The 22,858-nt window shown below is 38.9% G+C and carries 15 protein-coding genes; 7 read left to right on the top strand and 8 right to left on the bottom strand.

The window, feature by feature from the left end; genetic code table 11:
- Window positions 1-153: 153 nt before the first annotated feature.
- Entirely contained in the window at window positions 154-1,188 is a 1,035-nt protein-coding gene (gene mltG, locus J4856_RS02065) for an endolytic transglycosylase MltG (RefSeq protein WP_025839287.1), read from the top strand.
- A gap of 34 nt (window positions 1,189-1,222) precedes the next feature.
- Here mltG and J4856_RS02060 read toward each other — a convergent pair whose 3' ends face one another.
- From J4856_RS02060 to dnaB, 4 genes are all read right to left on the bottom strand, one after another.
- Entirely contained in the window at window positions 1,223-1,894 is a 672-nt protein-coding gene (locus J4856_RS02060) for an RluA family pseudouridine synthase (protein WP_025839289.1), read from the bottom strand.
- A 198-nt stretch (window positions 1,895-2,092) separates the two neighbouring features.
- Window positions 2,093-2,839 (bottom strand): 3-oxoacyl-[acyl-carrier-protein] reductase, encoded by a 747-nt coding sequence (gene fabG, locus J4856_RS02055; protein ID WP_025839292.1) that lies wholly within the window; start codon window positions 2,837-2,839, stop codon window positions 2,093-2,095.
- A 78-nt stretch (window positions 2,840-2,917) separates the two neighbouring features.
- Window positions 2,918-3,511, bottom strand: coding sequence for a TetR/AcrR family transcriptional regulator (locus tag J4856_RS02050; RefSeq protein WP_025839293.1), 594 nt, complete (start codon window positions 3,509-3,511; stop codon window positions 2,918-2,920).
- A 1,064-nt stretch (window positions 3,512-4,575) separates the two neighbouring features.
- Entirely contained in the window at window positions 4,576-6,096 is a 1,521-nt protein-coding gene (dnaB, locus tag J4856_RS02045) for a replicative DNA helicase (RefSeq protein ID WP_025839295.1), read from the bottom strand.
- Between the two features lie 98 nt (window positions 6,097-6,194).
- On the opposite strand from dnaB, the gene ispE reads away from it, so the two are divergent.
- The 3 genes from ispE to J4856_RS02030 are packed head-to-tail and all read left to right on the top strand — an operon-like array spanning window position 6,195 to window position 13,315.
- Window positions 6,195-7,034 carry a 4-(cytidine 5'-diphospho)-2-C-methyl-D-erythritol kinase gene (gene ispE / locus J4856_RS02040; RefSeq protein WP_025839297.1) on the top strand — a complete coding sequence of 280 codons (840 nt, stop codon included), beginning with the start codon at window positions 6,195-6,197 and terminating at the stop codon, window positions 7,032-7,034.
- A 19-nt stretch (window positions 7,035-7,053) separates the two neighbouring features.
- Window positions 7,054-10,386, top strand: a complete 3,333-nt coding sequence (locus tag J4856_RS02035; protein ID WP_025839299.1) for a UvrD-helicase domain-containing protein — start codon at window positions 7,054-7,056, stop codon at window positions 10,384-10,386.
- 52 nt (window positions 10,387-10,438) lie between these two features.
- Window positions 10,439-13,315 (top strand): PD-(D/E)XK nuclease family protein, encoded by a 2,877-nt coding sequence (locus J4856_RS02030; RefSeq protein WP_065368036.1) that lies wholly within the window; start codon window positions 10,439-10,441, stop codon window positions 13,313-13,315.
- Between the two features lie 74 nt (window positions 13,316-13,389).
- Here the strand turns inward: J4856_RS02030 and J4856_RS02025 are convergent, their stop codons facing one another.
- Both J4856_RS02025 and mtgA read right to left on the bottom strand, forming a co-directional pair.
- Window positions 13,390-15,945 (bottom strand): ATP-dependent helicase, encoded by a 2,556-nt coding sequence (locus J4856_RS02025; protein WP_025839301.1) that lies wholly within the window; start codon window positions 15,943-15,945, stop codon window positions 13,390-13,392.
- A 56-nt stretch (window positions 15,946-16,001) separates the two neighbouring features.
- Window positions 16,002-16,691 (bottom strand): monofunctional biosynthetic peptidoglycan transglycosylase, encoded by a 690-nt coding sequence (gene mtgA / locus J4856_RS02020; protein WP_025839303.1) that lies wholly within the window; start codon window positions 16,689-16,691, stop codon window positions 16,002-16,004.
- A gap of 698 nt (window positions 16,692-17,389) precedes the next feature.
- Between mtgA and J4856_RS02015 the strand changes: the two genes are divergently transcribed.
- The 3 genes from J4856_RS02015 to pyrF all read left to right on the top strand — a co-directional run bounded on the left by J4856_RS02015 (window position 17,390) and on the right by pyrF (window position 20,657).
- Window positions 17,390-18,553: an AIR synthase-related protein gene (locus J4856_RS02015; protein ID WP_025839305.1), complete on the top strand. Its 1,164-nt coding sequence runs from the start codon at window positions 17,390-17,392 to the stop codon at window positions 18,551-18,553.
- A gap of 137 nt (window positions 18,554-18,690) precedes the next feature.
- Window positions 18,691-19,803, top strand: coding sequence for a peptide chain release factor 1 (gene prfA, locus J4856_RS02010; protein WP_025839307.1), 1,113 nt, complete (start codon window positions 18,691-18,693; stop codon window positions 19,801-19,803).
- Between the two features lie 26 nt (window positions 19,804-19,829).
- Window positions 19,830-20,657 carry an orotidine-5'-phosphate decarboxylase gene (gene pyrF / locus J4856_RS02005; RefSeq protein ID WP_065368035.1) on the top strand — a complete coding sequence of 276 codons (828 nt, stop codon included), beginning with the start codon at window positions 19,830-19,832 and terminating at the stop codon, window positions 20,655-20,657.
- A gap of 88 nt (window positions 20,658-20,745) precedes the next feature.
- On the opposite strand, the gene J4856_RS02000 is transcribed toward pyrF, so the two are convergent.
- Together J4856_RS02000 and J4856_RS01995 are read right to left on the bottom strand one after the other, a co-directional pair.
- Window positions 20,746-21,525, bottom strand: a complete 780-nt coding sequence (locus J4856_RS02000; RefSeq protein ID WP_025839309.1) for a porin family protein — start codon at window positions 21,523-21,525, stop codon at window positions 20,746-20,748.
- Window positions 21,526-21,647: 122 nt separating this feature from the next.
- Entirely contained in the window at window positions 21,648-22,730 is a 1,083-nt protein-coding gene (locus J4856_RS01995; protein ID WP_065368034.1) for a PCMD domain-containing protein, read from the bottom strand.
- Between the last annotated feature and the right edge of the window lie 128 nt (window positions 22,731-22,858).

Genomic DNA, 22,858 nt, shown 5'->3' with positions numbered 1-22,858 from the left:
TTTATTTATTCATGACAAAAGTACATAATAATACAGACAAAAGCCTATCTTTTCCATTAAATTTCGAAAAATAAGCAATCAAAATCACAAGTCATTGCTCGTTTTGTAGTTTAAAATTGTAACTTTGCACCATAGATATATAATGGAATAACGATGGTAAAGTCAAAAAGAAAGAACAAAGGGACAACTTCCCGCTGGATTATTATTGCTATTTTTGCTGTATTAGCTGGTGTAGCTTACTTTCTTTTCTTTTCGGGAATGTCTCGTACTGGAAAGGAAAAATATGTGTTTATTGATGAGAATGACAATATAGATTCTGTATATGCCAAACTACAGCCTATCTCAACCCCTCAAGGTTTCTGGGTGTTTAAGCAACTTGTTGGTGTTATGGGATATGCCAACAAGATTCGTCCTGGTAGATACACGGTGGGCTCTTCAGGTTCTCTTCAAACTTCACGACATATTATCAATGGCTTACAGTCACCTGTGAAGGTCACGATTAGATCAGTAAGAACAATTGAAGACTTAGCAACAGATGTGAGTAAAAAATTGATGTTCACAAGTGCAGAACTTCTATCACGCTTGAAGTCAAAAGAAGTTTGTAAGAAATATGGATACACACCAGAGACAATCCCTGCAATGTTTATTCCTGACACCTATGACTTCTATTGGAATACTACAGTCGATAAGTTTCTCGATAAGATGAGTGAAGAAAACAAAAAGTTTTGGAACTTTGAACGTAAAGAGAAAGCTAAGCAGGCTGGCTTTACTGAAAGTGAGATTGTGACGCTTGCAAGTATTGTTGATGAAGAAACGGATAATGAAGCTGAGATGCCTAAGGTTGCAGGAATGTATATCAACCGTCTGCACATTAATATGCCATTACAAGCAGATCCTACGATTAAATTTGCAACAAAGAACTTTACGGCTCATCGTATCTATCAAAAATGGTTGACGGTTGACAACCCGTACAATACGTATAAGTATCGTGGCCTTCCTCCTGGACCAATTCGTATTCCTTCTGTGGCAGCTATTGATGCAGTCCTTAATTATGTTCACCATGATTATATCTATATGTGCGCTAAGGAAGATTTTAGCGGTACACATAACTTCGCCAAGACCTACGAAGAGCATCAAGTGAATGCGGCAAAGTATGCTAAAGCACTGAATGAACGTGGTATTAACTAAGAAGGGATTCTTTCACTTATAACCGAAAATATGTTTAGAATTTGCCAATAGTTTGCCAAAGATTATCCTTTGGCAATGGCGATTCTATACAGATTTTCTCTTTCGAAACTGGATGAATAAACTCAACACGATGGCTCAACAAACAGATACTGCCATCTAGATTAGAACGTGGAGCACCATATTTTAGATCACCTTTTATAGGACAGTCCATGTTTGATAGTTGGCAACGAATCTGATGATGACGACCCGTCATTAAGTTTATTTCTAATAATGTGTAACGGTCTGACTGGTTAATTACCTTATAATGTAATATCGATTTCTTAGAGGTTGGCACCTGATGGTTATAAGCGTAACTCTTATTCTGTCGTTCGTTACGTACAAGCCAATCGGTAAGTGTGGCCTCTGGTTCAAAAGGCGGACGTGTTACGATAGCCCAATACGTTTTGTGTATTTCACCATTGCGGAACATATTATTAAGTCGCGTGAGTGCTTTTGACGTCTTTGCAAAGACAACCAAACCTGCCACAGGGCGATCAAGCCTGTGTACAACCCCGAGAAACACGTTGCCTGGTTTCTGATGTTTCTCCTTTATCCATTGTTTTACAATCTCAGATAAAGGTTCGTCACCTGTTTTATCACCTTGAACAATTTCACCTGCTTCTTTGTAAACAATGATGATGTGGTTATCTTCGTAAAGTACTTCCATAGTAAGAAATGCCTAAATGTGCCGCTAAAATAAAAGATTATCAGTATTAACAATAATAAGACCCCACTTATATGATTCTCAAATTAAAGGATGAGTAATTTAGAAATAATACTCCCCTACTCTTCTTAAAATCATAAAAGCTAATTACTTTATCCCTCCCTCCCCTGTAGTTATATTATGAGGAGGGAGAGAAAAACATTACATATTCATACCACCATCAACCTGAAGAACCTGACCTGTAACGTAGCTTGACAGCTCAGAGCCAAGGTAAACAGCCGTATTTGCGATATCCTCAACTGTACCACCACGACGAAGAGGAATCTTTGAAATCCATTCCTTACGGATATCATTATTCAAAGCCTGTGTCATTGCTGTGTCGATAAAACCTGGAGCAATAGCATTTGCACGAATACCCTTAGGTCCCATCTCCTGCGCAACACTCTTAGCCAAAGCAATCATACCAGCCTTTGAAGCTGCATAGTTAGCCTGACCAGCATTACCATGAACACCAACAACACTTGCCATATTGATGATGCTACCACTACGCTGACGCATCATTACTGGTACACATGCATGAATGAAGTTGAATGCACTCTTGAGGTTTACTGCGATAACAGCATCCCACTGCTGCTCAGTCATACGAAGCATAAGACCATCTTTGGTAATACCTGCATTGTTAATAAGAATGTCAATAGAACCAAATTCTTCCTTAACGAGTTTTACAACTTCTTCAGACTGTGTGAAGTCTGCAGCATTACTTGCGTATCCTTTTGCTTTTACACCATAAGCAGCAATCTCTGCTTCTGTAGCTTTACCATTCTCGTCGATAACGAGGTCGGTGAATGCAACGTTTGCACCCTCCTCTGCAAACTTCAATGCAATTGCCTTACCAATACCACGTGCAGCACCTGTAATCAGAGCTGTCTTACCTTCCAATAATTTCATATTGTTTTGATTTATATTGTTAGTTTATAAGTTTAAGAATAAACGAGTTCGCTATATTAAAAAACATCATAAATATTTTTATTTTAGTCCGTTCTTTCCTAATGCACCATATACAACTTTAGCGACAAGTGGACGTGAAGACTCCTCCGTAAGTCCATGACCTAAACGACCATAGATGAACGGAACTTCAAGTCCTTTAATACAATAGTGTGTGATGTCAGCTACAAGTTCAATATTCTCAATATCAAATTCTCCATCTTCTTTAGCATCCGAATAAACCTTGCGGAAGAGTTCTATTTCGTCCTCATCAAAGTTCTTACGTGCTTTCTCTACCATCCAAATATTTCTAAAGAACTCCGCACGTAGATTACCATTACGCATAACCGTTTCTTTAATCATACTAAGATGCGTGTAAATAAGTTCAATGATTTTATTTTGAGGGCTTATATTCTTTGCAGCTACTTCGTCCAACTTGTCCGATAGGCGTTCAAGCTCAGACTCAATAACAGCATAATACACATCATCCTTACTCTTAAAGTAAGTATAGAGTGTACGTCTTCCTTTGCCTGATGCCTTAGCAATGTCATTCATCGTTGTGTTTGCAATGCCATTTTTAGCAAAAAGTTGGCGTGCTACATCAACAAGCTTTTGTCTAGTCTTTGATATTGACATACCATTGTATTTATCTATTTCATAATTTGCACATCGCAAATCTCATGTGCAAAATTATAGATTATATCCCAAATTCGCAAATTTATAAGAACAAAAGTTCTTTATTTTTAATCTTTTTATCCTTAAGTTTGTTCTATATTGCGGTAAATCAATTATTGCACTGTATTATGATGTACAAAAGTGTGATAGCAAATTATGGTACAATAACGAGTATTTTTATGGTTCTGTTCCATTTCGTGTGGAGAAATGGTTACGATTTGACTTATTATACAAGTTTATTATTACGCTAACACTTTCAGTATTTGCATAGTTTAGCATGAACATTTCCTTCTCTTCAAACTACCAAACAAACGTTCAAGTTTACCTTTGTTTTACAACGTTTTACTCACAAAACAATCCCGGTTATTCATATATCGCAATGATTTCAACTCTTCGCACATGTGGTGCATACCTTCCGCACCACATGTGTTAAGCACCCGCACCAAACGTGTTAAGCACCCGCACCAAACGTTAAGGATCACATTACAACAGCTAATGATGGTAAACATTCACAAACATGTAATTAACAAGAGCCTTTAAACCATTCCTTCTTTTCTCTGTGTGCCAAATGACATTGGGAGATTTGCGTTCATCACTTCATATTAAGAAAGAGAAGAAGTCATAACAATTAGCCGATTTCGTTTTGTCAGATAATTCATAAATCTTAGTTCCCGTCACTTCTGTCATTTATGATAAGTTCTTAACTCGTTATATTTCAGCAAGATGCATTAAATATCAAAAATGACAGCAACTTAAAATAAAAATAATCTCGTATTTTATGCAATAATATCAATCTTATTTGCGAATCATTGTATCCAAAATTAAAAAGTGCTTTTCATCATAAACCTTTTATGTGTCTATCCCCATGCCCTTTCCCTACTAAAACCCATTCTAACTCGTTGACAGATAAAATTTCACAACAAGAAAGGTCTTCTTTATGGATCTTGCATATGTACTTTAAGATCCATAAGAACACCCTTTTTTAATTAGCTCTTATGCGTTTTGAAATAAGATTTTCGTATTGCCTAGAATGGTACCATTGTGTCTGGAGATGGGTATGGTGGTAATGGGTCATTATTCATCTTACTACCAATAATCTCTCCGCCTAATGGGTCATTTGGCAAAGGAGCAGCAAAGTCAACATCTTCTGGATTTGCAAAACGAGTATATTCGCCTCGGAAATTAAGTAGTACGTCACCCGTTGCACCCTTACGGTGTTTTGCTATAATAATCTGTGCCATACCATGGAGGTCGTTTCCTTTGTCATCCTGTAAAATATGATAATACTCTGGTCGGTGCACAAAGAGTACCATATCGGCATCTTGCTCGATGGCACCAGACTCACGCAAGTCACTTAATTGTGGGCGTTTACCTTCACGTGGATCACGCTGTTCAACCGCACGACTTAACTGTGAGAGAGCCAAAATTGGGATGTTCAACTCTTTTGCAAGTCCCTTCAAAGAGCGGCTAATAGTAGAAACCTCTTCTTGACGACTATTGAAACGCATACCATTGGCATTCATCAACTGCAAGTAGTCAATCATTAATACCTCAATGTTATGTTCACGAACCAAACGACGTGCCTTTGTTCGAAGCTCAAAAATTGAAAGACCTGGCGTGTCATCAATATAGATAGGTGCGCCTTGCATCTTTCGAATATTTGAGTCGAAACGCTCCCACTCATCAGGTGTAAGCTGACCATTAAGAATCTTATTACCTGGTACAGAACAAACGTTTGAAATTAAACGATTGACAAGCTGGACATTGTTCATCTCAAGTGAGAAGAAGGCTATCGGTTTACGATAATCTATGGCAATATTCTTTGCAATACTTAACGCGAAAGAAGTCTTACCCATGGCTGGACGTCCAGCGATAATTATCAAGTCGGATGCCTGCCAACCAGCAGTAATCTTATCCAAGTCATGGAAACCACTAGGAACACCTGTTAAGCTACCTTTATTATTGGCTGCTTTGAGAAGCAGTTGGTGCGCTTGCTCAACAACCGAGTCAATCTGCACATAGTCTTGAAGCATGTTCTTTTGAGAAATCTCAAACAGAGCACCCTCAGCTTTCTGCATTAACTCGTCAACATCCACGGTTTCATCGAAGGCATCAGTCTCAACCATGGATGCAAACTGTATCAGTTGTCGTGCTAAGAATTTCTGTGCAAGGATATGTGCATGATATTCTATATGTGCAGAAGAAGCAACATTTGAACTTAGTTCCACAACATAAGCCGGGCCACCAACATCTTCGAGTGTTCCCTTATGACGGAGTTCCTCCACCACAGTCATAATATCTACAGGCTTCTGCTGTAAATTTAAGGACTGGATAGCTTCATAAATCTTTTCATGTCGGGATTCATAGAATGTTTCTGGTTTGATGATTTCCGAAACTACTGTGAAGGCATCCTTATCAATCATTAGTGCACCTAAGACAACTTTCTCAATATCAGTTGCCTGTGGTTGAAGATGACCAAATGATGTATCGATAGGAGCTTGCTTGGTCCTACGACTACTTTTATTGTTATTACTTCTTTCTGACATACGTTGGCAAAATTACAAAAAATATTCCATTTCTAACATCAATCTCCTTACCTTTTATTATCTTTGCAGATAGAATCTTTAAATTATATTTCCAGACTATGATTACCTTTCCTTGCTGTAAAATCAACCTTGGATTGAACATCGTTGCCAAACGTCCAGATGGCTATCATGAGCTTGAGACAGTATTTTATCCTGTACCATTATGTGATGCGTTAGAGATAAAAAAAATGGACAACGAGTTTCCCTCTCCTACTCCTATTGACCTAAAAGTGACCGGCAATGCTGTAGAATGTGATGAACGTAAAAATTTAGTTGTAAAGGCTTATCATCTTCTTGCTCAAGACTATAAACTTCCACGTCTTCATGCACATCTTGTTAAGCGTATCCCGATGCAAGCTGGTCTTGGCGGAGGTTCTGCAGATGCAGCTTATATGATTCGACTACTTGACGAACGTTTTCGTTTGAATATGGGTAATGCAGAGATGGAACGTTATGCAGCTCAGCTGGGTGCTGATTGTGCCTTCTTTATTCGTTCGGAGACCGCTTATGCAACGGGTATCGGAGAGATTCTTGCCCCTGTTGACAATGATGAGAATAATTTAGAAGGATATTATCTTGCTCTTGTAAAACCTGATGTTGCAGTCTCAACAGCTGAGGCTTTTGCAGGTATTACTCCTAAGAAACCTGTAAAGAACTGCCGTGATATTGTTCGCCAACCGATTGATACATGGCGCACAGAGTTGACGAACGATTTTGAACAGACAATCTTTGCGATTCACCCAATATTGGCTACGATTAAGGAAAAATTGTATAAAAATGGGGCTTTATATGCACAGATGTCAGGAAGTGGTAGTACTATCTTTGGTATCTTTGGTCAGAAACCAAAGAACCTAGATGACCTTTTCCCAGATATGTTCACTTATTGCGTCAGACTATAATATAAAACTCTATTCATTCATGAAGGAAAAAGCATTAACAGTTTATAAAGCATCAGCCGGCTCGGGTAAAACGTTTACACTAGCATCAGAATATATTACTTTAGTGGTAAAGAATCCACAAAATTACAAGAAGATTCTTGCAGTTACCTTCACTAATAAGGCAACGCAGGAGATGAAAACGCGTATTCTATCTCAATTGTATGGCATTGCTCATAATCTTCCAGATTCTCAAGCTTATTATGAACAAGTATTACAGAAGACAGGGTTTCCTGATCAAACAATCCGAGAGAATGCTGCCGAAGCTTTATCATTGCTTACCCATCATTATAATGAATTTAGAGTTCAGACGATTGATGCCTTCTTTCAATCTGTATTACGTAATCTTGCTCGTGAACTAAACCTCACAGCTAATCTTCGTATCGACCTTAATGACACTGAAGTAGAGGCACATGCTGTCGATGAGTTAATTAATAGTCTAGAAGAGGGAGAAGAGGTTCTGAGTTGGATTCGCGATTACATCGATAAAAATATAGAAGATGACAAGGGATGGAATGTTATAGGACAGATAAAGGACTTTGGAAAAAATATTTTTAAGGACTTCTATAAAGACCATAAGGCTAATCTTGATCAACTGTTTAGTAATCCTACATTCTTTGACACTTTTATCACAGACCTGCGTAAGCGACGTAAAGATAGCGCTGATAAAGTAAAAGATCAATCAAGAAGATTACTTCAGAAAATAAGTGATTCTGGGATTGATACATCTTACTTAATTAGCGGTTTAATAACATTTCTTAACAACTTAACTTATGCAGGTTCTCCTAATAAATTACAAAATAAAAAAGATCCATTTCAAGAGGGACCTTCTGCAAATGTATTAAAATGTATCAAGAGTCCAGATAAATGGTTATTGACAAAATGCCCACCTGACGAAAAAGAGTATTTTGATACGCTAATTAAGAAATCATGGCATAAAGACTTGGAACAATTAAACGAGACTCGGAAAGAATGCTGGAGAGAGTATCAATCCTGCAATCTTACACTGAGGCATCTTTCCCAACTTCGTCTTTTACATGCTATATCAGAGGCTGTCGATGAGATAAATAAAGACACGAACCGATTTATGCTAAGTAACACACAATCAATACTTAGCACATTGATGAAAGATACAGATACTCCTTTCGTTTTTGAGAAGATGGGAGCCTATCTGAAGCATATTATGATTGATGAATTCCAAGATACGAGTACGATCCAATGGAATAACTTCCGGAAGTTACTTGATAATTGTATGGCTCAAATCGAATCTCATAATCTTATTGTAGGTGATGTAAAGCAGAGTATTTATCGTTGGCGTCAAGGTGATTGGAAATTGCTAAATAATATTGAGCATGACTTCTCTAACGAACAAATAAAGATAGAACCGCTGGACACAAACTATCGTTCAGAAGAGAACATAATACGATTTAATAATACTTTCTTTACGCAGGCTGTTGTGCAAACTGTTAAAGAGTTGGAGAGCGATAAGATAGAAGGTGCAAGCCAATTAATAGAGGCTTATAAAGAAATTGAGCAGAAGCCGAAGAAAAGGGATGGTAAAGGTTTTGTACGCATAAAACTCATTCACTACAATCAAAACGTTTCGTCTGAATATAGAGAGAATGTCCTCAATGAACTTACCAATAATATCCGTGGACTTTTAGAGCGTGGGTATAAACAAAGAGATATCGCCATTCTGGTTCGTAATAACGATGTTATCCAACCTATTGCTGACAAGTTCCAAGATGAATTTGGGACAGATGTTAGTATTGTCTCTGATGAGGCTTTCCGATTAGATGCCTCGTTAGCCGTCAACGTTATTATTGCCGCTCTTCAACTTCTCATACATCCTGAAGATAAGCTAACTGAAAGTAAATTGGTTAAGCTCTATCAGCAACAAGTATTGCAGACTGGATTGGATAATAACGGCTTGTTTGTTAATGAGAATGAAGTTGGACTAAAATCTTTGTTACCAAAAGATTATGTAGAAAGGTTTGAGTTATTATTAAGAAAGTCTCTTGTTGACCTTGTCGATGAAATCTACTCACTCTTCAATCTTGGAAGCCTCGACGGACAGAGTGCATACGTCTGTACCTTCTACGATACACTGAATGAATATCTTAGAGACCATCCTGCAGATATTGACGATTTCATCGAAGAATGGGAAGAGGTACTATCAAGCAATACCATCCAAAGTGATGAGATTGATGGAATACGTTTACTTACCATCCATAAGAGTAAAGGTTTGGAGTATGACAACGTATTTATTCCTTTCTGTGATTGGGTATTGGAGAAAACATCTGGTAATACAATATGGTGTCCAGGTGATAATAAAGAGAAACCCTATGGTGAATTGCCGTTGATTCCTGTTGATTTTTCCAATAAGATGATGGATACAGTCTTTGAAGATGATTACAAAGAGGAGCATCTGCAAAACACAGTCGATAATATGAATCTGCTTTACGTTGCCTTTACGCGTGCTGGAAAGAATCTGTTTATTACGGGTAAAAAGGCCTCTTCAAAGACTTTTAAGAGCTTAAAAGACAATAAAACAGCTACGAATCGTTCACAGATTATTCAATTAATAATTGATGAACTTACTAAAAGTTTGCCAGGAGCAACGCTTGATGATGCTGGTGAAAAGGAACCTTTAACTTTCGAATTTGGCGAATTGTCAGATTGTGTAGAACAAAAAGAAAAGGAAAAATCTACTGAGAATCCTTTTGAGCTTACGCCAGAGACGCATAAGTTGAGGATAGAAACTTTCCCCCACCCTGTCAGCTTCCGACAGAGTAATAAGAGTCATGACTTTATCAATGGTGAAGATATCGACCCTTCAGATAAAAATCGTTATATAAAGGTTGGAAATATTCTTCACCAACTATTCTCTACTATTCTTACTGAAGATGATATTGAACCACGCTTGAAGGAATTAGAGCAAGAGGGAGTTATCTATAATGATGAGGTTACATCTCAAGAATTGAAGAATAAGATAGCCAATGCGCTCAGCAACGAGAAAGTGAGAGATTGGTTCAGTTCTCGTTGGAAACTCTTTAATGAGTGCACTATTCTTGATTATGACAAGGAGAGTTGTGAGGTCTATGAACATCGTCCAGACCGTGTCATGACCGATGGAAACGAGATAATTGTTGTGGATTTCAAGTTTGGTAAGCCACGAGATGAATACCATGAACAGGTACAACGTTACATGAATCTGCTTTTGCGTATGGGGTACAAGAAAGTATCTGGCTATATTTGGTATGTTGTCAGAAATGAGATTGTACCAACTCCTTTCCTCTCCGATAAAGGCAAGTAATACAAGTTACCAACTTCATTTATTTTCTTAACAAGAATTCTTATATACAATTATGAATACATTTCTCGAACATGTAGCGGCTGATTTGCTGAAGAAATATGGTAATGACATGGCACATATAGCTGTTGTCTTTCCTAACAAGCGTGCTGCGCTCTTTCTGAATCAAGCATTAGCGCGTCTAGCTGATGGACCAGTATGGAGCCCAGCTTACATAACTATATCTGACTTTTTTCGCCAACATTCAAATTTGACAATTGCTGATCCTATCAAGAGTATTTGTGACCTCTACAAGAGTTATCTTGAGGTTACAGGCAATATGAATGAAACTTTAGACCATTTTTACGGGTGGGGACAACTACTCTTAGCTGATTTCGATGATATCGATAAGAACATGGCAGATGCAGAGAAAGTATTCTCGAATATTAGCGATTTGAAAGAGTTGGATGATATTAGTTATCTTACTGATGAGCAGAAAGCTGAATTACGCCGTTTCTTTGCTAATTTCGATGACAATCCAGAGGGAATCAGAGAACGCTTTATTACCCTATGGTCAAAGTTAAATGAAATATATAATAATTTTAAGCAAAGACTTAAGAACCAAAAACTTGCATACGAAGGTATGCTTTATCGTGACGTTGTTGACAAGCCATCAATTGATGCACACTATGAGCATTATGTTTTTGTCGGTTTCAACGTGCTTCAAAATGTAGAGCAAGTGCTTTTCAAACGATTCTTAAAGGAAGAAAAGGCAAGTTTTTATTGGGATTATGATCGTTATTATATGAAGTCGACAAATGAAGCTGGAAACTATATTCGTCGTTGGCTTGATAAATTCCCCAATGCTTTGCCTAATGATGACGATGAACTCTATGATAATTTAAGTAAGAAGAAGAATATAAACATTATCTCGGCACCTACTGAGAATTTACAAGCACGCTATATCTCAGAATGGTTACGAGAGAATGAAAGATATAAAGATGGAAAGCGGACAGCAATTGTACTTTGTGACGAACATTTATTGCAAACGGTTATCCATTGTATTCCAGATGAAGTAGATACGCTGAATGTTACAACAGGTTATCCTCTGCAACAAACCCCGATAGCATCGATGGTTTCACAATTGTGGACATTACAAACAGATGGTTATTCACTTCAAGAAAAGAGTTACAGACTTCATCATCTGAACAGAGTGCTACGTCATCCTTATGGGAAGTATCTAACTCCGGCAGTTGGCGAAATCATCGAACGATTGAATAGCGAACGACAATTTTATGTGAAGCCAAAAGAAGATATATTCTTTGAATACTTTCCAAGTGACAACCAGCATCTACCAGCCTTAGTAAATTGGTTAGCAGAAACGGTCCGTTCCATCGGTATCAATGGTGCAGCTGACAGAGAACCACTCTTTGAAGAGTCTGTTTTTCGCATGTACACCTTACTGACACGATTGTTAGAGTTAATGGAGAATGATGATCTAGAAGCAGACAAGATTATCTTCCGCCGACTATTAACACAACTTATTTCCTCTACCAACATTCCGTTTCATGGTGAGCCAGCGCAAGGTGTGCAAGTGATGGGCGTTCTTGAAACCCGAAACCTTGATTTTGATCATGTACTTGTACTCTCATGTAATGAGGGAAATATACCTAAAGGAATTGATGACGCTTCGTTCATACCCCATCTTATACGTAAGGCATACGATCTAACTACGATTGATAATAAAATTTCAATCTACAGTTATTACTTTCATAGCATGATTCAGCGCGCGAAGGATGTAACATTCTTATATAATAATTCTACGCAAGGAAGTCATACAGGAGAAATGAGTCGTTTTATTCTGCAGCTGATGGTAGAATGGAATCACCCAATTCATCGACTTACCTTACAAGCAGGACAAGAACCGATGCATTGTGAAGCAGAGGTGGTAGATAAAAATGAAGCAGTACTAAAGCGACTCGATCAAATCAGTTACTTCTCACCTACTGCTATTAATACATATATAACCTGTCAACTAAAGTATTACTTTAAATATATTGCTGGTATAAATGAACTCGATGAAATCGATATTGATGATGTTGATAATCGAATGTTTGGTAATATCTTTCATACTGCAGCACAGCTTATGTATGAAAAGTTATTACCAAGAGAAGTCATTACTACCAAGAATATAGATTATTTGTTGAAGACTGGAAAGAGTACCCAGTCTCTGACGTCAGGGAATGCAGAACTTACATTGGATGATATTGTTGACGAGGCATTTGCTACTGAACTATTTCATCAACAACGAGGAGTAAGAAAACATCCAAAGCTCAACGGACTGCAACTTATCAATCGTGAGGTAATCATAAAGTATCTTCATCAATTATTGCGAATTGATCGACGTTCAGCCCCATTGCGTGTGCTTGGTCATGAGTTCCCCGTTAAACGTTCACTTACAATCAACGTAAATGGCATAGAGAAGCAAATAGAAACAGGTGGACGCATTGACCGTTTGGATGAGATATCTGTTGATAGTGATAATGCACGCTTACGTGTTGTTGACTACAAGACTGGTGGTAAAGTTGCGGAGTCACTGAAATGTATTGATGAGATGTTTGATGCAAAGAATTTAGATAAAAAGAGTGACTATACGATGCAGGCGATGCTTTATAGTCTTATTGAGGCTACGAACGACCCTGAGCATAACCCTAATCATCGTGCTGTTAGTCCTGCTTTGCTTTTTATCCAACATGCAGGTAGTGAAGATTATACTCCTGTACTATCAATAGATAAGGAGGAGGTTACTGATGTCACAGTATATGAAGAGGATTTTCTCAGAAAACTCACGGAAAAACTCGAAGAAATACATAATCCAAATATAGCTTTTGCTCCAACAGACAATACTAATACTTGTAAATACTGTCCTTATAAACAGATGTGTGGACGATAATTACAGCTAAAAACGATAATAGGCGGTCATAAATGCGAATACATTTATGGTCGCCTATCCTATTTGTAATGTTCTTACCCAACAACCTTAAACTTGGCAAACTTCAGCAATAGTTGTTTTGTTCCTGCATTACGGAACTCAACGGTAGCCTTAGCATTTTCTCCAGAGCCTTCAAGATTTAATACCTTTCCAATGCCAAAGCGCTGATGTTCAATGGTCACACCAACACTGAGTCCAGCTACTGAAGCCGTCGATGAAGCCGAGGATATTGAAGTACTCTCTGAAGATAATGTTCTACCGCCATTTGTCATTGCAGACGACAGCCGTTTAAAATTACCACCTTCTGCTATTAATTTGCGTTTAGTACGCTCTGAGAATGGGTCAACAGCAGCTTCTGGACGTTTACGTTCAGTTATCTTCGGCTTTGGATCAGCACGAAATTGGCTTGCAACAGGATTTGAGTTCTGCCATCTTGAACCCATTTGACGATATTCTTGTCCCCAAGGTCTGCTACCTGTGTATGCTTTGTTTGGTTCGTATTCACGGAAGTTATCGTCTGAACGATTACGTCCCCAAGCACTTCTTGAGTTATTGTCCTCGTCCCAAGGCATCTTACGTCGTTCACCTCCCAAAGCACTGTTTACTTCATCTTCTACATGAAGCAGTGTAGGATCAAAATCATTTAAGAATCGACTTGGATTGTCAATTTGCATTGATCCGTAGCGAAAACGATTCTTTGCATTCGTCAATATACAATGTCGTTCGGCACGAGTTATAGCCACATAGAGTAGTCTTCTCTCTTCTTCTATCTCACGTCTTGAACTTGCTGACATAGGACTTGGGAATATATTTTCCTCCAATCCAACGACAAATACCGTAGGGAATTCCAATCCCTTTGCTGCATGAATTGTCATCAATGTCACTTTCGGGGTATCATCGTCTTCCTTGTCAGCATCTGTGTATAAAGCTACTTCCTGAAGGTAGTCAGTAAGATAGACATTCTCTTCACGTCCTTCTTCGCGTCCAGCGTCCACAAACCCCTGCATAGCCGACATAAACTCTTCTAAGTTCTCTCGCCGAGCCAAGTCCTCTGGTTCGCTCCCAGAACGGATATCAGCACTTACCCCACTCTCTTCAATAATGTCTTTTCCAAGCTCGTATGCATCTTTGAGTGCTACATTCTTAATAAACCCACTTATAAGCGTTCTAAAAGCAAAAAGCTTTGTCATTGTACCTTTATTGACATCTAATCCATATTGTATAGGATTGAGGATGGTTTCCCATAGCGAAACAGAATTTCGTTGGGCACAATCAATAATCTTTTGAACAGTCGTATTACCAATTCCACGTGTTGGGTAATTGATGATACGTCGGAATGCTTCTTCGTCATCAGGATTAGAGACCAACCGAAAATATGCGATGATATCTTTAATTTCCTTACGTTGATAGAAAGAAAGTCCACCGATAATCTTGTAAGGTATCCCTTGTTTGCGAAACTCATCCTCGAAAGAACGACTCTGTGCATTCGTACGATAAAGGATGGCAAAGTGGCCATAATCGCAATCATCATTGCGTTTGATACGCTTCAGTTCATTCGCAACAACCATAGCCTCTTCCCTATCACTGTAGCAAGGCTTATAGAGAATCTTATCTCCTTCGGCTTCTTTAGAAAACACATCCTTAGGAATCTGTCGTTCGTTGTGTTTCATCAACGAGTTAGCAGCCTGTACGATGAGCTGTGTTGAGCGGTAATTACGCTCTAACTTAAAGAGTTTAGCATCGTCAAACTTATGCTTGAAGTCAAGGATATTGTCAATGTTTGCACCACGGAAAGAATAGATACTCTGATAGTCGTCACCCACAACGCAGATACGACGATGTGTCTCAGCCAGCTGACTGATGATACTTACCTGTGCATAGTTTGTGTCTTGATACTCATCTACCAAGATATATTCAAACTGCTGTCCATACTTCTCTCTAATCTCTTTGTTATCACGGAAGAGCAAGAAGGTATAAAGCAAAATATCATCAAAGTCCATAGCATTTGCCTGACGACATCTTGCTTCGTATGCTTTGTAAATCATGTGGATTGCGGGCATACGTGCACTTCGATCACGTTCAATAGCAGCACGATCTTCTGCATATTCTGCAGCTGTGATAAGATGGTTCTTTGCCATTGAGATAAAGTTATGCACCGAAGCAGGCTTATACGTTTTCTCGTCAAGGTCTAAGGCTTTTACAATACTCTTGATAAGTGAACGTGAGTCGCTCTCATCATAAATAGTAAAATTATTTCCAAAGCCAATAGTCTCTCCTTCACGACGCAGGATACGTGCGAAGATGGAATGGAAAGTCCCCATATAAAGGTGTTGTGCATCTTTAGCGGTTGTTATCTGTGCAATACGTTCCTTCATCTCTCTTGCAGCTTTGTTTGTAAACGTAAGTGCAAGAATGTTCCATGGAGCTAAACCTTTATCAAGCAGGTAAGCAATCTTATAGGTAAGCACACGTGTCTTACCAGAGCCAGCACCAGCAATCACTAATGATGGTCCGGTACAATACTCTACTGCCTCACGCTGGCTTTCATTCAGTGCGGAGAGGATAGTCTCTTCCTTATCTTGATTTATCATTTTTTCGTTTTTGTTTTTATCGAACAGAATTGTTTAATAGACTAATTTACTGTCTTTTAATGTTCTTCTGGGAAAGCTGGTATAAAAGTCATCTGGTGTTCAATCTGTCCGATTCTCTTGCGCATGTAAGGTCCAGGATTCTTTGAGGAGAAGCGACGTGGATTAGGTAATGTCGCTGCTATGAGTGCACAATCTCTTCGACTAAGTTGGCTGGCCTCCATACCGAAGTTTTGTTCAGCACAAGCTTCAACGCCATAGATTCCATCGCCCATTTCAATTGAATTAAGATAAACCTCCATGATACGCTGTTTGCTCCATAGTGTCTCTATAAGGAAAGTGAAATAAACCTCCAAACCTTTTCTTACCCATGAGCGTCCTTGCCACAGAAAGACATTCTTTGCTGTCTGTTGCGAGATAGTAGAACCACCACGCAGTTTCTTTCCTTTCTTCAGGTGGTCTTCAGCTGCTTTCTCGATAGCTTGATAGTCGAAACCATGATGCGTAAGGAAACGTTGATCCTCACTTGCCATCACTGCTACAGGCATTGATTTAGATATCTTTTCTAATGGTACCCATTCATGATAAAGTTTTACAGACTCTCCTTTACCAATCTGTTCAAAACAACGACTAATCATCAAAGGCGTAAAGTAAACGGGAATAAAGCGATAAACAACTACCGCTAATATTGTTGAGATAAAAGTTAGGGATAGAACCCATCTTATCACTTTAAAAATCTTCTTGAACATAGTTAATGAGTTAATTACTTGCAAAGGTACTAAATCTTCTTCGATAGTCCGCCAGTTAGAAGAGTTTTTTCTAGGGTGAATTATAGATAAAAAAACAGAATTATGACTTAAAAAAACTACTATTTCTCTTCAGATGATGACATAATCTTCTTCCCAATTCTGTCTCTTTCCCAATTAGTAGATAAACTTTCTTCCTATAAATAACCACTTAAATGATGTGCCTTATCTTCCAAAAGAATGCAAACAACCATATTGAAATGGAAAAAGCAAGAATGGGAGATAACCACAGGAGAAATATTTCCAAAAGCTTTTAAAGCTACATTCTACCACTAGATTTCTATATGAAATATATATTGAATATCATCATAACAAGGCTTTATACGAATTGTCCGAAAGTCCCGGACAAGTTGTCCGGATGGTCTGGGACATGTGTCCGGGCGCTCCGGACAAAACATGAGAAATATCATGAGAGTAAATAATTACAGTTAAGTTTACTATCTAAATAAGAATTATGGAAGGTAACGTTACAATGAATTTCAAGCTAAATTCAATCTATGATAGTGTCAGAAAAAGGTAATGAAAGTCGCTTACTCTTTATTCAAATAATAAATGATTCCTTTGTCTGAAATTTATGCTTTAATTCAGCTGATAATCAACAAATATTAGCTACCTTTGCACGAGAAAACTCCTTTTAAGATATGAACAACAGATACATGATGCGCGGCGTAAGTGCTGCCAAGGAAGATGTGCATAACGCCATCAAGAACATTGATAAAGGTCTTTACCCACAGGCTTTCTGTAAAATTATTCCTGATATTCTTGGTGGAGATCCAGAATATTGCAACATTATGCACGCTGATGGTGCTGGCACGAAGTCTGCCTTAGCTTATATGTATTGGAAGGAGACAGGTGACTTGAGTGTATGGCGTGGTATTGCGCAAGATGCTATCGTAATGAATACAGATGACTTGCTCTGTGTGGGTGCGGTAGATAATATCCTTGTCAGCTCCACTATCGGCCGTAACAAGATGCTTGTACCAGGAGAAGTCATCTCTGCCATCATCAATGGTACTGACGAGCTCTTGGCTGATATGCGTAAGATGGGCATCGGCATCTATCCTACTGGTGGTGAGACTGCTGATGTTGGCGACCTTGTTCGTACGATTATTGTCGATTCAACCGTTACCTGCCGTATGCGTCGTGAGGATGTGATTGATAATGCAAATATCCGTCCTGGCGATGTGATTGTAGGTCTTTCATCTACTGGTCAAGCTACATACGAGACACGCTATAATGGTGGTATGGGTAGCAATGGTCTGACTTCTGCACGTCATGATGTATTTGCTAAGTATCTTGCTGAGAACTATCCAGAAAGTTATGACCATGCTGTACCTGAAGAATTAGTATATAGTGGAAAGTATAAATTGACCGATGCTGTTGAAGGAAGTCCTATTAATGCTGGTGAACTAGTACTCTCACCCACCCGCACATACGCCCCTGTTATCAAACGATTATTAGATGAATTGCGTCCTGAAGTTCATGGTATGGTACATTGTACAGGTGGTGCACAGACTAAGGTTTTGCATTTCGTAAATGAAAACTGCCGCATCATTAAAGATAATATGTTCCCAGTTCCTCCACTCTTCCGTGCTATTAAGGATTGTAGTGGTACTGATTGGAAGGAGATGTATCAGGTATTCAATATGGGACATCGTATGGAAATCTATGTACGTCCTGAGGTTGCTGAGAAGGTTATCGCCATCAGCAAGGAGTTCAACATTGATGCACAGGTTGTCGGACACATTGAAGAAGGCAAGCGCAGCTTAACGATTAAGAGCGAGTTTGGAACATTTGAATATTGATAATTCACAATTATAAATTCACCATTTACAATTAGAAATCAAGTTATTCTCTAAGTGTGAAAATTGGTTTTCTATAGAAACAGATAGATTTCTATTGTAAATTATGAACGACAGATTATGAATTAAACAAAAAGATTATGATAGATAACAACAATATATTACAGAAACTTGATGGTCTTGAGGCCCGTTATGAAGAAGTATCAACGCTAATCACTGACCCAAGTGTTATTGCTGATCAGTCACGCTATGTGAAGCTGACGAAGGAATATAAAGATCTTGGTGACATTATGGATGCTCGCCGCCGTTATATTAACTGTCTTACCACTATCAAAGAGGCAAAGGATATCATTGCCAACGAGAGTGATGCTGAGATGAAAGAGATGGCTCGTGAAGAGTTATCGGAAAATGAGGAGCTTCAGCCAAAACTCGAAGAGGAAATCAAGTTATTGCTTGTACCAAAGGACCCTGAGGATGCAAAGAATGTTCAGATGGAGATTCGTGGTGGTGCAGGTGGTGATGAGGCTGCCCTCTTTGCTGGCGACCTCTTTAATATGTACAAACGTTATTGTGACAAGAAGGGCTGGAAGCTCTCTATCACTTCAGTTTCTGAGGGTACAGCAGGTGGTTTTAAGGAGATTGACTTTGCCGTTGAGGGTGATAATGTCTATGGTACCTTAAAGTATGAGTCAGGTGTTCACCGTGTACAGCGTGTACCTGCTACCGAGACACAAGGCCGTATGCACACATCTGCTGCAACAGTAGCCGTATTGCCAGAGGCTGATAAGTTCGAAGTAAATATCAACGAAGGCGACATCAAGTGGGATACATTCCGTTCCAGTGGTGCCGGTGGTCAGAACGTAAATAAGGTTGAATCTGGTGTACGTCTGCGCTATCCATGGAAGAATCCTAACACTGGTGAGGTTGAAGAAATCCTTATCGAGTGTACCGAGACACGTGACCAACCAAAGAATAAGGAGCGCGCATTGAGCCGTCTTTATACTTACATCTATGACCACGAGCATCAGAAGTATGTTGATGATATCGCAAGTCGCCGTAAGACTTTGGTCTCAACAGGTGACCGAAGTGCTAAGATCCGCACTTATAACTACCCACAGGGACGTGTCACTGACCATCGTATCGGCTTCACTACCCACGACCTTCAGGGCTTCATGAATGGTGAAATCCAAGATATGATTGACGCTTTGACCGTAGCAGAAAATGCTGAGAAGTTGAAGGAAACAGAGTTGTAACAACCAATATTTAGTAGATAACCTTTATGAACAGACAACAGTTAATCAACGAAATCTTCACAAAAAAAACATTCTTATGTGTAGGACTTGACACTGATATCAACAAGATACCATCACACTTAAAGAATGAGGAAGATCCTATCTTTGCTTTCAACAAGGCAATCATTGACGCAACAGCACCTTATTGCGTAGCCTACAAACCAAACCTTGCTTTCTATGAGTGCTATGGTTTGAAAGGTATGTTAGCATTTGAAAAGACCATTCAATACATAAAGGAGAACTATCCAAACCACTTTATCATTGCTGATGCTAAGCGTGGTGATATCGGCAATACCTCTAAGATGTATGCCCAAACGTTCTTCGAAGAGTATAATCTTGATTCTGTTACCGTTGCTCCCTACATGGGTGAAGACAGCGTAAAGCCATTCCTCGAGTATGACGGAAAGTGGGTTATCCTACTCGCATTGACAAGTAATAAAGGTAGTCATGACTTCCAGCTGACAGAGGATAAGCAGGGAGAGCGCCTCTTTGAAAAGGTCTTAAAGAAATCACAGGAATGGGGTACAACCGAAAACCTCATGTACGTTGTAGGTGCAACACAGGGAAAGATGTTTGAAGATATTCGTTGTATAGCACCAGAACATTTCCTTTTGGTACCTGGTGTCGGTGCACAGGGTGGAAGCTTACAGGAGGTTTGTAAGTATGGAATGACTAAGGACTGTGGCCTCCTTGTCAACTCATCACGTGGTATTATCTACGCAAGCACAGATAAAGACTTTGCTGAAGTAGCTGCTGTAAAAGCAAAAGAACTGCAAGAAGAAATGGCTATTGAACTAGGGAATATCGCAAAATAACGATATACCCATATAATAAAGAAGAAGGCTCAGTAGATAAATAAAGATGTATCCACTGAGCCTTCTCCTTTATATCTTGTGATGAGGGTTAAAAACGATATCCAAAACCGATGTTAAGGTAGATAGGATAAAGGGCAAAACTGATTGTCTTAAACTCACTCTCAAAAATATCATTGAACGCCCATGTCAGATCGGCATTGACCGTGAAATGATTGAAAGCACGCCATGTGGCACCCAACTGGCCTCCCCACTGAAAGTGACGAAGATTAGAAGAGAAATCATAAGAAGCAGTGTTGCCGTTTTCAAATGTAAGTTTCTCACCTACAGGTGTACCTTCACGAAGATAGCCATCGCTCACATTCCCTGTGAACTGACCATCTAACTTTATTGAAGAATAAAGACCAGCACGCAACTTCCAACGATCACTGAGTTGATAATTAGCCATTACAGGAACGGTAAGAAGCGTTGTGTTATAGTTAGTCTTCACGTATCCCGTCCAGTAACCAGCAACACGATCACCATCATTTAGGATCTCCATACTGTAGTTCTTTACATTGGCACCCGTTATCATACCTTTCTCTTCAAACTTCAGTCCAGCAGAGACGCCCCATTTCTGATCGTCACCAAGCCATTTGGTGACCGTTCCTTCCAATGTGCCGTTGAACTTTGGGCTATAACTACTAATCTTTCTTATTTCTACAGGCATCGAAAGTGGAGATGCACCACCGATGTTAACACCTGTTTTTACCTCATATTCCCATCCATTATGCTCTGCCACATTCAGCGTCTGTGTACGATCTGTCTGTGCAAAAGCTGACATTGTGCAGCTCATTATGGTAACTGCAATTGTTATAATATGTTGTTTCATTTGTTGTTTACCTTAATCTATTATTTTTTTCAGTTAGTAAGCCTAGGAGACCTAGAATATCTAGTCGGTCTAGTCAGACTAGAATCTAGTCAATCTAGCCAGCCTCATCAACCTCAAAATTATCACTCTGAGTACAACTTTAATTCATCAACATAAAGCGTACTACCCACAGCACCATTGAAGACAGCACCATCCTTACTTGATGACATGATGATAGCAAGGCTATACTTACCATTCTTCAATTTTTCCTTATCTATGGTACGACCCACAACAGGTTTGAATGGAATTGAGAAATGTGTCCATTCATTCGTCTCCTTACCATTTTTAAGTTCTGCAAGTAGGACTATGTGGTCACTAGTCAATGAGTTGGTACCATCAAGATATTCAACCCCATCTCCAGTCTCAAAGAATACAGCATAAATAGCCATACTATCCTTACGATTCTTAATTTCATTTTGCTTCTTGTCTTGGAACTTCTTACCAGCTTTATACTTGTAGTAGCCTGACAATTCCTTAGGTATTTTATAGAACGGACGACCAAAATGAGTTGACTTTGCTGCATTTGCCAAATCAATTTGAAAATCACCAGTAAAGAGGTTACCTGCAGCAATAGGAGCACCAAATAAAGCTCCAACAGAGCCCGTACTTATGGTGGTTAACTTCACGCATTTCCCTTTATAGCCATCATCCGCCTGACTTGTAGGATAATCAGTAGCCTTACTATTTCCTAAGAGGAATGCAACGCCAGCATTACCACTTCCCCACTCTGCAAGATTACCATCAGCGGTTTTATCAACAAAAGTATGATATTTACTAGTTGAATCATTCTTGAGCGTTTCAAAATGGAAATCAGTTGCAACATCATTTGTAACAAAAGACACCTTATAAGTCTTCTTCCATAGACCATCCTGTGAGGTCACAGTATAGCTATGAGGCTGTGTAAAGTTAAATGCTGTACCACTTGCGGGTTCAATCTTTGCTCCTTCAGTTACATTAAATTTTGGTGCTAAGTTAGTTAAATTTTCCCAACCATTAACATAGAAGAGTACTTCGTTATTAGTGATAACAGGCTTACGGACAAGTTTTACTCCGTCAACCACAACATCTGTAATGTCGGCTTCTGCATTTAGTGCTTCTTCCTTAATACATGAAGAAAGCAATAAACCTGCTGTGATGATAAGAATCAAAGATTTGATTAACTTCATTGAATTTTATTATTTATTATTGATTTATATACGAATTACAAGTGCAAAGGTACGTAAAAAAAATAGTAAAGAAAAGATTAGTGTAGTACGATTAGTAAGACAAAGGAGATAGATGTTTATTTTTCTTA

The sequence above is a fragment of the Prevotella scopos JCM 17725 genome (assembly GCF_018127785.1).
Lineage (GTDB): Bacteria > Bacteroidota > Bacteroidia > Bacteroidales > Bacteroidaceae > Prevotella > Prevotella scopos.
Note: the sequence above shows the minus strand (reverse complement) of the source record. Positions and strands in the feature narration are given on the sequence as shown.